The 12094-nt window shown below is 59.6% G+C and carries 13 protein-coding genes; 10 read left to right on the top strand and 3 right to left on the bottom strand.

Going from position 1 to position 12094, the window contains the following annotated elements:
* Window positions 1-3: 3 nt before the first annotated feature.
* The 3 genes from CO657_RS35725 to CO657_RS35715 form a co-directional block, all read right to left on the bottom strand.
* The gene (locus CO657_RS35725; RefSeq protein WP_054184924.1) at window positions 4-252 is read right to left on the bottom strand and encodes a DUF6894 family protein; all 249 of its coding nucleotides are present in this window, start codon (window positions 250-252) and stop codon (window positions 4-6) included.
* A gap of 8 nt (window positions 253-260) precedes the next feature.
* Window positions 261-1217 (bottom strand): SDR family oxidoreductase, encoded by a 957-nt coding sequence (locus CO657_RS35720; RefSeq protein ID WP_054184925.1) that lies wholly within the window; start codon window positions 1215-1217, stop codon window positions 261-263.
* A 352-nt stretch (window positions 1218-1569) separates the two neighbouring features.
* On the bottom strand, window positions 1570-1815 hold the full coding sequence (locus CO657_RS35715) for a hypothetical protein (RefSeq protein WP_054184926.1): 246 nt from the start codon (window positions 1813-1815) through the stop codon (window positions 1570-1572).
* A gap of 648 nt (window positions 1816-2463) precedes the next feature.
* Here CO657_RS35715 and CO657_RS35710 point away from each other — a divergent pair.
* From CO657_RS35710 to CO657_RS35665, 10 genes are all read left to right on the top strand, one after another.
* On the top strand, window positions 2464-2703 hold the full coding sequence (locus CO657_RS35710; protein WP_054184927.1) for a hypothetical protein: 240 nt from the start codon (window positions 2464-2466) through the stop codon (window positions 2701-2703).
* Window positions 2704-3090: 387 nt separating this feature from the next.
* On the top strand, window positions 3091-3615 hold the full coding sequence (locus CO657_RS35705) for a sigma-70 family RNA polymerase sigma factor (protein WP_054184928.1): 525 nt from the start codon (window positions 3091-3093) through the stop codon (window positions 3613-3615).
* 243 nt (window positions 3616-3858) lie between these two features.
* Window positions 3859-6261, top strand: coding sequence for an FdhF/YdeP family oxidoreductase (locus CO657_RS35700; RefSeq protein WP_054184929.1), 2403 nt, complete (start codon window positions 3859-3861; stop codon window positions 6259-6261).
* A gap of 16 nt (window positions 6262-6277) precedes the next feature.
* Window positions 6278-6871: a c-type cytochrome gene (locus CO657_RS35695; RefSeq protein ID WP_054184930.1), complete on the top strand. Its 594-nt coding sequence runs from the start codon at window positions 6278-6280 to the stop codon at window positions 6869-6871.
* Window positions 6868-7848, top strand: a complete 981-nt coding sequence (gene coxB, locus CO657_RS35690) for a cytochrome c oxidase subunit II (RefSeq protein ID WP_054184931.1) — start codon at window positions 6868-6870, stop codon at window positions 7846-7848. The genes CO657_RS35695 and coxB overlap by 4 nt, the downstream gene beginning before the upstream one ends.
* The gene (gene ctaD, locus CO657_RS35685; protein WP_054184932.1) at window positions 7845-9758 is read left to right on the top strand and encodes a cytochrome c oxidase subunit I; all 1914 of its coding nucleotides are present in this window, start codon (window positions 7845-7847) and stop codon (window positions 9756-9758) included. The genes coxB and ctaD overlap by 4 nt, the downstream gene beginning before the upstream one ends.
* Window positions 9755-10357 (top strand): cytochrome c oxidase subunit 3, encoded by a 603-nt coding sequence (locus tag CO657_RS35680; protein ID WP_054184933.1) that lies wholly within the window; start codon window positions 9755-9757, stop codon window positions 10355-10357. Before ctaD ends, CO657_RS35680 begins: the two co-directional genes overlap by 4 nt.
* Complete coding sequence (locus tag CO657_RS35675; protein ID WP_054184934.1) at window positions 10354-11256, top strand: cytochrome c oxidase assembly protein; 903 nt, start codon at window positions 10354-10356, stop codon at window positions 11254-11256. Before CO657_RS35680 ends, CO657_RS35675 begins: the two co-directional genes overlap by 4 nt.
* Window positions 11257-11317: 61 nt before the next feature.
* On the top strand, window positions 11318-11653 hold the full coding sequence (locus CO657_RS35670; RefSeq protein ID WP_245293012.1) for a c-type cytochrome: 336 nt from the start codon (window positions 11318-11320) through the stop codon (window positions 11651-11653).
* A 135-nt stretch (window positions 11654-11788) separates the two neighbouring features.
* Complete coding sequence (locus CO657_RS35665) at window positions 11789-12061, top strand: hypothetical protein (RefSeq protein WP_054184936.1); 273 nt, start codon at window positions 11789-11791, stop codon at window positions 12059-12061.
* Window positions 12062-12094: the final 33 nt, after the last annotated feature.

Raw genomic sequence — 12094 nt, 5'->3', positions numbered from 1 at the left:
TCCTCAAGATGTACCCGTAGACTTGTCGATCTCCTCGAGAACAAGCCTGATTTCACGGATGGGGTTGCGTTGTGCGTCGAAGACTTCGATGGACAGCATCTTGCAGTCGCTGGCCGGCAGACCCTCCGCCGCCATTTCGGACAGGGCCCTTCGCGCCTCTTTGATCGCCGCTTCGGTCGAATCGAACTCGTACGCCATTTCCATTGGGCGAACGCCTTCATGATCGAGCAGTTGGAAATAGAACATCGCCATCGCCGGCCTCAATATCCGCCGACGATCGGCAAAATCTCGCCGGTGATGTAGCTCGACATCTGCGGGGAGGCGAGGAAGACGTAGGCGGGCGCGATCTCCTCGGGTTGCGCCGCACGCTTCATTGGCGTCTGACTGCCGAATTTCACAACGTCATCGGCCTGCTTGTCCGAAGGATTCAAAGGTGTCCAGACAGGCCCCGGCGCGACAGCGTTGACGCGGATGCCCTTTGGAACGAGTTGGCTTGAAAGAGCCTTGGTGAAAGCGTGGATACCACCCTTCGTCATCGAGTAGTCCAGCAGTTCCGTAGAGCCTTCCAGTCCGGTGACCGATCCAGTGTTAATAATCGCTGACCCGTTCTTAAGGTAAGGTATTGCCGCCTTCGCCATGTAAAAGTAGCCGTAAAGGTTGGTCTTCAGCGTCTCATCAAAGTGCTCGTCGGTCAGGTCCTCGATGTCAGCCGTATGGACCTGGAACGCGGCATTGTTTACGAGTATATCGAGGCGTGAGAAGTGCTTGGCAGTCCTTTCGACAGCATCGCGGCAGGACTTCGGATCCTTCACGTCGCCCTTGATGACCAGGCATTGGCGGCCCTCCTTTTCGATAGCCGCTTTCGTGTCCGCGGCATCCTGATCCTCGTCGAGGTGAACGATGGCGATGTCGGCGCCCTCCCTTGCAAACAGGATCGCAACGGAACGGCCGATGCCGGAATCGCCACCTGTTATGAGGGCGACCTTGTCTTTGAGCTTTCCCGAGCCTTCGTAGAACGGCGCGTCGTACATCGGGGCGAGCGGAAGATCGGCCTCCGAGCCGGGCTTTTCCTGATGTACTTTTGGAAATGGTGGTTCGGGATAGGGCCGAGCGCCGGCCTGCATCGCGCCGGTCGCCTTCGATTTCGCTTTCGCGTCGGCCCTTTCGACCTCAGTCTGGATATCGCGCTGCTTGGCGGTGGTGGCTTTTGATGACATCTCGTTCTCCTCTTCTCCCTGGAAGGCAACGTTGGCGGCGCAAAAAGGTCCCGATGGCGTGCAGCAAAAAGACCTGCAGCGGTTTTCTGGTGACACGAACTGCGGACCGTCAGCCCGGCTGCATCGGTGCAATCTTCTCACTCGCTAGAGGCAATCATTTTCCTCCTGCGATGAAGTCGACCCGCCTCGAGGGCACCTTCCCGAAATCCGACGGCCGTTAAAGCGCCACCTCATGGGCTCGATCATTCGGTGCGGTAGCTTTAAGAGAAGTAACGCACGGAAAGGCGCCCTTCCGGGCCCCCGTGATGCTAGGCTTGGGTGATCCGTTTTCGAGGATCCATCCGCATCGTTTTCAAGGCTCGGTTTTTTTTAGCAATAGACCCACGACCTCCTGCTCTATTTCCCGGCAAATCTGTTCGTATTCGTTGATCAATGTCTGTTGCCCTGGATGTTGCTTTTGGAAGCGTTCGAGAGCATTGGTAGCGAGATCATAAGCCTCAAAAATCTCGCCCAACGCCTCACTATATTGATCGGCCAATGCACCACGGAGCTCGGGGAGCCTCAACATCAGCTTCCTCCGCCCAGCCTCTTTTCCCATCGATTAGCTCCGCGCTCACGCCTGCGAGGCACCCGAACTATGTGAGCGGCAAATCGTTCCCTCATTGATCCATAACCTCAACATGGACGGTTCAGCTGGCCGTTTTGGCATCGGGCGTGGACCACGAAGGAAGTGCGTTGAGCGCCGCAAAGACCAAGTAGTCTCAGCGTTTCGCCAAGCTCGTCATTGCCGCCGCATCGAAGCAGAGGCTTCGTCGATCCTTCAATGCTTCGATGCGCCATATTGCCAGCCGGGGATAACCATGACCGACACGATGCTCGACAGGACCGGCCAGAGGATACGAAGCTACTGCGCGACGTCATGTTCTGACTGTTGACGTAGAACAGGATTCGACTTTTGGCCACGCGTCCCAAATATCCTGTCCGGGAGGATGCTCTTGCGCCTGAAGATACGCGGTATCGTCGATTTTCGCGGACCTATTGCGCCGCGTCTGGTCCGCGCGACGGATCCCAACCGCAAAGACGGTTGCGCCTATACCCAAGTGGAGGCGATCGTTGAGACTCCGGCTGGACGGTCGCGTCCAAGGATGGCGCATCGGAGGGAACGAAAGCCAGGCGGCCTGGTTAGGTTTTTGCAGGGCAGCGTCTACCGGTGCCGCACCATTGACATCTAGCGGAGGAGCATGTCTTGAACGTCCTGATTTTCAGCAGAGTAAGAAATAATCGAGACGCTCCCGATGCCGCCTTCGTGACCACGGATGGCGATAATCGAAAGCTCTACAGGTTTGCTCTGCAATACGATATGGGCGGAAAGAGCTGGGCGAGCGAAATATGGGCCTATTCGGCTGAAGATGCCGAACAGCGCGTGGCAGCGATGCGACGTTCGCTGACAATGTGCGGCCAGCTTTACGGCGAGGTGGAAGCGTAAAGCCACTGAGCCAGCGAAGCGGTACTCCTGAAATAGTTCAGCCACTGCTTCCGCTTGACGGCGACGTAAGAGCTGATCTGCCTTGCTTCTGCCCCCTCTGCTTTTCCAGCGGTGCGTCTGCTGGGCCCACACAGCCACCTTCATCCATCGCACGACAGCGCACACCTCATTTTGGCATCCGGCCCCAACGGCCCTGTCGTATAGCTAAGCCGTTGTGGCTGGCCGACCACGCTGCATCGCCATGGCAACGATGTGGCGCTTCTGCAGTTATTCGTGCTGCGGCCGCCGATCTCCCTTGAATGCCGACATCGGTCCGGACTTTGGTCCGTTATCGTACAGCAACGAAGAGCTTCAGCCGAGCTTTCCTTCTCATCATAGGAGGGAAAAATGAAGACCTCATTCCCAATAAACTCAGCGTCAAATTGTAAAGCCAAGCCCGCCCTCGAAGCGGAGATCGTACAGTTGACGACGGCGTTGCGCGCCTTTGCCCGAAGGTTCCTGCGCAGCGAAGACGATATCGATGATCTTGTGCAGGAAACGCTGGTAAAGGCATTGAACTCGCTCCACCTCTACCGACCAGGCACCTCTCTCAAATCCTGGCTGTTCACCATCATGCGAAATACGTTTTGCACCAACTACCGCCGACAGAAACGCGAGCCGACCGCAATGGAAGCGGCAATGGAACAGGTGTCGATTGCGCCGAGCCAAGAGTGGGCACTGCGCGAGCGCGAGCTTGAACAAGCGCTGACGCAACTTCCAGACGACAGGCGCCGCGCGCTGATACTGGTGGCGACCGGAACGAGCTACGAGGACGCTGCGCGGATGTGCGGGTGCCGGATCGGGACTTTGAAAAGCCGCGTCAACCGCGCCCGCGGGTCTTTGCTGTCTATGCTCGGAGATAACTACGACTGAACGTCCTGCCGGCCAGTCGATAGGCCCCAGACCTGCACGCAAGGCTTTCCGACATCTTGAATGCCGTGAAGCAGTCCAAGGCCGGGTTTTCCGCTCGCCTCAACTGATCGCTCCCCGCCGAGCATGTCGACGACGCATTAAGCGATCCGATGCCTCCGGATGGAACAGTTTGGTCTCTGTTGGAGTTCGACGTGACGGAATGTCGGTCGGGAATTCCTGCGCAGAAATTGTCGAGAGGCGAAAATGTCAGCGAGATCAAAAAATCGTCCTAAAATCGGTAAAGGCAGCCATGCAGCAGGCGGTTGGGGAGCCGCCCGATCGACCGGAGAGATCCTTCTGCGCGAGCACGTGCCGCGATCCGGACCGTCGCTGCTTGCCCATCAAAACAAAGCCGACGGCTATATGTGCGTCAGCTGCGCCTGGGCCAAGCCTGCCAAGCCTCATCCGATGGAATTTTGCGAAAACGGTGCAAAGGCCACAGCCTGGGAGATCACCAGCCGGCGTGCCGACCGCGCTTTTTTCGCAGCCCATACCTTGCAGGAGCTCGAAGGGTGGAGCGATCACGATCTTGAGGAGCAAGGCCGCCTCACCCACCCGATGCGGTGGAACAACGAAACCGACAAATACGAGCCGGTGAGCTGGGCCGAAGCCTTCGAAGAAATCGGCAGCGAGCTTCGGTCGCTTGCTCCGCAGCAGGTGGATTTTTACACGTCTGGACGGGCATCCCTGGAAACGGCCTACATGTACCAGCTGTTTGCCCGCATCTTCGGCAGCAACAACCTGCCCGACTCCTCAAACATGTGTCACGAAAGCTCCTCGGTCGCGCTGCCGGAGAGTATCGGATCCGCCGTCGGGACGGCGATCCTTTCCGATTTCGAAAACTGCGACTGCATTTTTTATATGGCCCAGAACGTCAACACCTCCTCGCCGAGGATGCTTCACGACCTGCAGGATGCAGTCGACAGAGGCGTAAAGATCGTCACCTTCAACCCGTTGCGTGAACCAGGCCTCGAACATTTCATCAACCCGCAAATGCCGAGCCAGATGCTGACTGGCCGCTCGACGCCGATCTCCTCGGAATATTACCAGGTGCGGAACGGTGGCGACATTGCAGCACTCTTCGGCGTCTGCAAGGCGCTGATCGAAGCTGACGATGCCCTGAAGGCATCTGGCATGAGTAAGGTCGCTGGCACCGATGCCGTGCCAAAAGATCCGTCAAATGCCGCAACGGTCGCCTTTGCCGCCTCGATGGCGGCAGCTGACAAGAGGCATGTGCTGGATCATGATTTCATCCAGACACACACTGCGGGTTTCGAAGAATTCGCCGCTGCTGCGCGCGGACACGACTGGGCGGAGTTGGAGCGCGTGTCTGGTCTGACCCGCGCGCAGATGACCCAGGCAGCACACACCTATGCCAAGGCCGAAGCCGTGCTGATGATTTACGGCATGGGGCTGACCCAGCATGTGATGGGCGTCCAGAATGTTCATATGGTTGCCAATCTCGCTCTTTTACGCGGAAATATCGGCAAACCCGGCGCCAATATCTGTGCTGTGCGAGGTCACTCGAACGTTCAGGGTCAGCGCACGGTGGGGATAACGGAAAAGCCGGGTCTTGCGCCTCTCGACAAGCTCTCGGAACTCTACCAGTTCGAGCCGCCGACCTGGGAGGGTCGCTCGACCGTCGACACCTGCAAGGCAATCATGCAAGGCGAAGCCAAGGCCTTTGTCAGCCTTGGCGGTAATTTCCTGCGCGCCGTCCCGGAAACGGACGCGATGGAAGAAGGATGGCGAAAGCTGCGACTGAGCGTTCAGATCGCCACCAAGCTTAACCGCAGCCATGTCATCCATGGCGAGATCGCCTATCTCTTGCCCTGTCTCGGCCGGCTTGAGATCGACGAACAGGCAAGCGGCCCGCAGGCCGTCTCCATCGAAAGCTCGGTGGCGCATTTCCACGGATCGCGAGGAAGGGCAAAGCCCGCAAGCAAGGAGCTGCTTTCGGAGCCTGCGATCATCGCCGGCATTGCAAAAGCAACGCTGACAAAGGGCCAGGTCCCCTGGGACGAATGGGTCGGCGATTATTCGAAAATTCGCGATGCGATCGAAGTTACCTATCCTGAAACCTTCAGAGACTTCAACAAACGCATGTTCCAGCCGGGCGGCTTTCCGCGGCCGGTGCCGGCCCGGCAGCGCAAATTCGCCACATCCAACAAGAAAGCCAATTTCATAACGCCGCCGCAGCTCTTTCCGGCGTTCGACATCAACCCGGCCGCCGGCGAGGTTCTCAATCTCGCTACGTTGCGCTCGAACGACCAGTTCAACACGACGATCTACGGTTACGGCGACCGCTACCGCGGCGTGGATGGCACCAGAAAGGTCATTTTCATGAACGAAGAAGACATCGAGCGGCTGGGTTTTAAGGACGGCGACTTGGTGGACCTGACCACCGCTATCGACTACGCCACGGCGCGCCGTGTCACCGGCTTCAGGATCGCCCGGCACGACATGCCGAAGGGATGCTGCGCGGCCTATTACCCGGAAGCCAACCCGCTTTTTCCGCTGGCCCATCATGACGCCAAGGCAAAGACGCCATCCTATAAGCTGTTGCCGATAAGCCTCTGCCTCTCCGACACCCCTTCGCCATCCTGATCCACGAGCTACGGCGATGAGCGAGACCAGACGTTTCCATTGGCTTGCGGCAGGGACGCTTCTCTGCATGCTGCTGATCGGCGCGACAATCGGCTGGGCACGACACCCCCGCCAATACCGGGCCGATCCGCCGGTCACCTCAGCACTCGATCAGTTCAAGCTGATGCCCGACCGCATCGGCGGCACGCCGCCGGATGTCTATTTCGCGCTTAAAAAACCCTATGAGGGGACCGCCTATGATCTGAGCCAGGGTAAGCGTCTTTATTCCTGGTTCGGCTGCTCTAGTTGCCATGGAGATGGACGCGGTGGAACCGGTCCCTCCTTTCTCGACGGGTGGTGGTTCTACGGTTCTGAAATGGTGTCGGTCGTGGCATCCGTTCGCGACGGCCGGCCCCACGGCATGCCACCCTTCGGGAACAAGATGACGAGCGACCAGATCTGGCAGCTCGCCGGCTATGTCAGGACGATCGGTGCCTATTCCGCTCCTTACACTGCGCCCAGCCGGAATGACGACAAGCATACCAGACCGTCCGAGAACCGCGCACCGGCCGCGGGACTTTTTGAGGAAGGACCGGCCGGCCTCCGCTCGGATCGAGGTGTCCAGCCTTGAAAATCGCCCCGGCATGCGTGCTGTTACTCTCTGGTTGTGCCGGCGCGCAATCGGCGCTCGATGCGGACGGACCGTCCGCCTTGGCTATCGAAAACCTTATATTTCTGTTCCTCGCAGTCTGCGGCGTCGCCTTCGTGCTGGTGATGGGCGTCATGACCTGGGCTCTCGTTCGTGGAAGAAACGAGCCCGCTGGCAGACCACAGACCGAGCGTTCCATGGGCAGGGTCGTCGCCGGCGCAGTCGTTGCAACGTTCCTCGTCATTACCTTCCTGACAGCCGCCAGCTTCTACGCAACGCCGAGCCTCGATCGCGGGAAGGCTGATCCGCCGACGATCCTCGTGCGCGGCCAGCAATGGTGGTGGCAGTTCTCCTATCTCGACGCCGATCCTGCAAAGACCTTCCAGACCGCCAACGAGCTCCATATCCCGGTTGGGACAGACGTTCGCCTGCGCCTGGAGGCAAGCGATGTCATCCATTCCTTCTGGGTGCCGAACCTCACCGGTAAGCAGGACCTGGTCCCCGGACGTGAAAATGTGCTGACGCTGAATGCCGCCAAACCGGGCGTCTACCGCGGCCAATGCGCCGAATTCTGCGGCCTGCAGCATAGCCATATGGCATTGCTGGTTATCGCCGAGGAGCCGGCAGACTATGCTCGATGGCTCGACGTGCAAAGGGGGCTAGCCACCGCGCCGACTGATGGAGAAGCGGCGGCGGGAAAGCTCGTGTTCATGAGCAAGCCCTGCGCCGCCTGCCATACGATCCGCGGCACGGAGGCAGTCGGCACCACAGGCCCCGACCTTACCCATATCGGCAGCCGGAGCACGATCGGCGCGGGATTGCTGGACAATACGCGGGGATCGATTTCAGCATGGATTGCCGATCCGCAAACCCTGAAGCCGGGAAACAACATGCCGCTGGTCCCCGTCACAAGCGAAGAGCTGCGCCAGCTGAGCGCCTATATGAAGGGGCTCCAATGACATGGTTTGGTAAAACGCCCTCACCTGCCGATCTGGCTGCCGGCGACGAAAAGGCCGAAGCCTTGCTCCGGCGCACCTGGTCGACGCCGGCAGGCGTGCTCGCGGCGCTCTCAACCGTTGACCACAAGATCATCGGCCGGCGTTATATTGCCACAGCCTTCGTGTTTCTGATGCTCGGCGGCGTCCTGGCGTTGGCCATGCGCCTCCAGCTCGCCTTCCCCGAGGCCCGCTTCATCAGCGCAGACCGTTACAACCAGATCTTCACCGTACACGGGAGCAACATGATGTTCCTGTTTGCCGTGCCGGTGATGGAGGCGATGGCGGTCTATCTGGTTCCCCTGATGGTTGGCACCCGCAACATCGCCTTTCCCAGGTTGAATGCCTTCTCCTACTGGATCTTTCTCGCCGGCGGGTTGCTTTTGTGGACTTCGCTGGCACTCGACACTGCCCCCGATGTTGGATGGTTTGCTTACGTGCCACTAGCGGGCCCCCAATATGGTCCGGGCAAGCGGGCAGACATCTGGGCCCAGATGATCACCTTCACGGAGGTCTCAGCCCTTGCCGTTGCCGTCGAGATCGTCGTGACGGTCTTCAAATTGCGGGCGCCCGGCATGTCGCTCGACCGGATCCCGATCTTCGTCTGGTCGATGCTTGTCACCGCCTTTCTGGTCATCATGGCAATGCCGGCGATCATGCTCGCCAGCTCGTCGCTCATTCTCGACCGGCTGGTCGGCACGCAGTTCTTCAATCCGTCAGAAGGCGGCGACGCCCTTCTCTGGCAGCATCTGTTCTGGTTCTTCGGGCATCCGGAGGTCTATATCATCTTCCTGCCTGCCGTCGGCATGGTCTCGGCGATGATCTCGACCTTCACGCAACGCCCGACCTTCGGCTATTTGCCGCTGGTGCTGGCGATGATTGCAACCGGTGTCCTCGCCTTCGGTCTATGGGTGCACCACATGTTCGTGGCCGGGCTGCCGCGCGTCGGCAGCAGTTTCTTCACTGCATCGAGCATGGCAATCGCCATTCCTGCAGGCACCCAGATCTTCTGCTGGCTGGCTACGCTTTGGGATGGCCGCCCCATCTTCAAGACACCGATGCTGTTCATCATCGGCTTCCTCATTACCTTCGTCATCGGCGGGTTGACCGGCGTCATGGTGGCATCGGTGCCCTTCGATACGCAGGTCCATGACACCTATTTTGTCGTGGCCCATTTTCATTATGTGCTGATCGGAGGTTCGGTCTTCCCGCTCATTGGAGCGATCTATTATTGGTTCCCGAAGATGACCGGCCGGATGATGAGCGAGAGGCTTGGCCGCTGGGCCTTCGGGCTGATCTTCACAGGCTTCCACCTCACCTTCTTCCCGATGCATATGCTGGGCCTGCAAGGCATGCCGCGGCGCGTCTACACCTATCCGCCAGAGCTGCCCTGGGCGGGTCTCAACCTCTTCGTCAGCCTCAGTGCCGTCATCCTGGCGGCTGGCTTTCTCGTCTTCTTCATCGACGTCCTGCGTAGTGTCCGACATGGGCCTCCGGCCGGCCCCAATCCATGGAACGCCTCGACATTGGAATGGGCAATGCCCTCGCCCCCGCCGCCTTATAACTTCCGGCACATTCCTGTAGTCGAATCCCTCGAGCCGCTCTGGACGTCGGGTGAGGCGCTACCGGTGGCAACGGGATTGCGGCTCGACCGGCGTGAACTGGTCGTCAGCAGCGTCACAGCAGGCGAACCGGAAGCCCGGGAATCCTCGCCGGCCGATTCCATCTGGCCATTTCTGGCAGCCATCGCCACGAGCATCATGCTGATTGCCTCGATCTTCAGCCCCTGGGCGGTCGTCTGGGGAGCCATCCCCGTGGCGATCACGCTGACCGGGTGGTTCTGGCCGAAGCAAACGCCGGAGGACGAGTCGTGAAGGAACGTATAGCGCTCGATCTGTCAAAACTTCCCCCGCATGGCATGGGCAGCGCGAGCCTGACCTTCTGGGGCACCAGCGCCTTCATGCTGATCGAAGGCACGGGCTTTGCCCTGGCAATCGCGGTCTATTTCTACCTGATGAGCCTGGCGCCACAGTGGCCGATCAAAGCCCCGCCTCCGGACCTTCTTGCCGGCACGATCCTGACCTTGCTGCTTCTTTTAAGCGTGGTGCCGAACATGCTCGTATCGCGATGGGCAAAGCAGAGGGACCTCCGCAAGGTACGGGCGGGACTGGTGGTCATGGCCATTCTCGGCCTTCTAGCCCTCATACCCCGCGCCTTCGAATTTCCTGCGCTTCATATCAGCTGGGACGACAACGCCTATGGATCGATCGTCTGGACCCTGCTCGGCCTGCATACGACCCACATCGTCACCGACATCGTCGACACGGTCGTTCTTGCCTGTTTGATGTTTTCAAAGCACGGAGACAATGCCCGGCGCTACGGCGACGTCGAGGACAACGCGCTCTACTGGAACTTCGTCGTCCTGACCTGGCTTCCCCTTTACGGATGCATCTATTGGGTGCCCCGGCTATGAGAACAGGAAGCGCGATCGTATTTTTTCTGACCTTGGCAGCAAGCCAGCCGGCGGTTGCGCATGAGGGCCATGCGCATTCGACCTCGCTTGCATGGACGGCCGATCCCTGGATAATTGGGCCACTTGGGCTCAGCGCAATCCTCTATGCCAGCGGCAGCCTTCGCTTCCGGACGCGGTCTCCTGCTGGCCGCCGTGACTTCGCGCGTCGGAGTTTGGCCTTCTGGCTTGGCTGGCTCGTTCTTGCCGGTGCGCTTGTCTCGCCGCTGCATTGGCTGGGAGAGCAGCTGTTTACCGTCCATATGGTCGAGCACGAACTGGTCATGGCGGTTTCAGCGCCGCTCATCGTCTTGGCGCGCCCGGCAGCGATGCTGCTTTGGGGGCTTCCAAAGACGATCAGTCGCGAGGCCGGACGGGCAATTGCCACAAAGACGGTGCGCAGGACCTGGAATTTCCTCAGCCGCGGCACGGCTGCAACGTTGGTCCATGGCATTGCGATCTGGGCATGGCACGCGCCGGTTCTCTTCGACGCAGCGATCGAAAGCGTTTCCCTCCACCGCCTGCAGCATCTTTGTTTTTTCGCAACCGCCATCCTGTTCTGGTGGTCTGTCATCTGGAAGACCAATAGAGGTCTTGCCGCATGGCACCTCTTTTTGACCATGCTGCATATGAGCGTTCTCGGCGCCCTCATCGCGCTTTCGCCAAACGTGCTCTATGGCCTGCAGACGCGAGGCTCAGCGAACTGGGGCCTCTCGCCGCTCGAAGACCAGCAGATTGCGGGCCTGGTAATGTGGGTGCCCGCAGGGATCATCTACGCGGCTGTGGCGCTGGCGTTGGCGGCCCTTTGGATCAGGGATTCTGGAAAGGGAGGCGCAGGTGGAACAGACATCGTCGCTCAGTAGGTCTCTTCGTCCGGTCATCCTCATTGGCGCATGTGCGCTTAGCCTGGCCGCGGCATTGGCGATGACCGACTTCTTTCGGGGACGATCCGAAAGGCAAGCCGCAGCCATCGCCTTGACAAAAGGCGACCCGGCCCGAGCGCCGGTGATCTTTCGCCGATACGGATGCAGCGGATGTCATACCATCCCCGGGATCGAAGGTGCCGACGGCAAGGTCGGCGGCGATCTTTCCGGCCTGCGAGAGCGGGTTTATATCGCCGGTGTCCTCAACAATTCGGCCGACAATCTCGTCGACTGGATCGTCGCGCCTCAGACCTATTCTCCAAAGACGGCAATGCCGGCCACCGGCATATCCGAAAAGGAAGCGCGCGACCTGGCTGCCTATCTCTACGCTCGCTGAGAACACCTCCATCGTCCGCGATCTCGCATGCCGCAGCTTGTAATCGTCAGCGGCCCGACCTTGATTGTGCGGTCAGCGATTAGCGTATCGGAAGGGTGATAATAGGCGCATAATCTACCGGAGAGGAGATCTCACATGGAAAGAGGAATGGTGGAGAGACATCTGCAGCAGGCGCGAGAGCATGTCGCCTTGGGCGGACAGCATATCGCGAGGCAGCGAGAGATCGTGGCTGAACTGACCGACCGCGGTGTGGATGCGACTGAGGCGATGAGGCTCCTGGTCAATTTCGAAGAATCGCAGGTCATGCATGTCGCTCACCTCGACAGGCTGAACGCTGAACTGCTTGCGTTGCGATCAGATGCGGGAGCCGACCATCAGGCCAGCCGGCTTGCGACATTCATCGAATGATAAACAGGCTGCCGGTGATTGAAGGAGGCTCGG

The organism is Rhizobium acidisoli (assembly GCF_002531755.2).
In the GTDB taxonomy this organism is placed as follows: domain Bacteria; phylum Pseudomonadota; class Alphaproteobacteria; order Rhizobiales; family Rhizobiaceae; genus Rhizobium; species Rhizobium acidisoli.
This window is presented reverse-complemented; position numbering and strand designations above follow the sequence as displayed.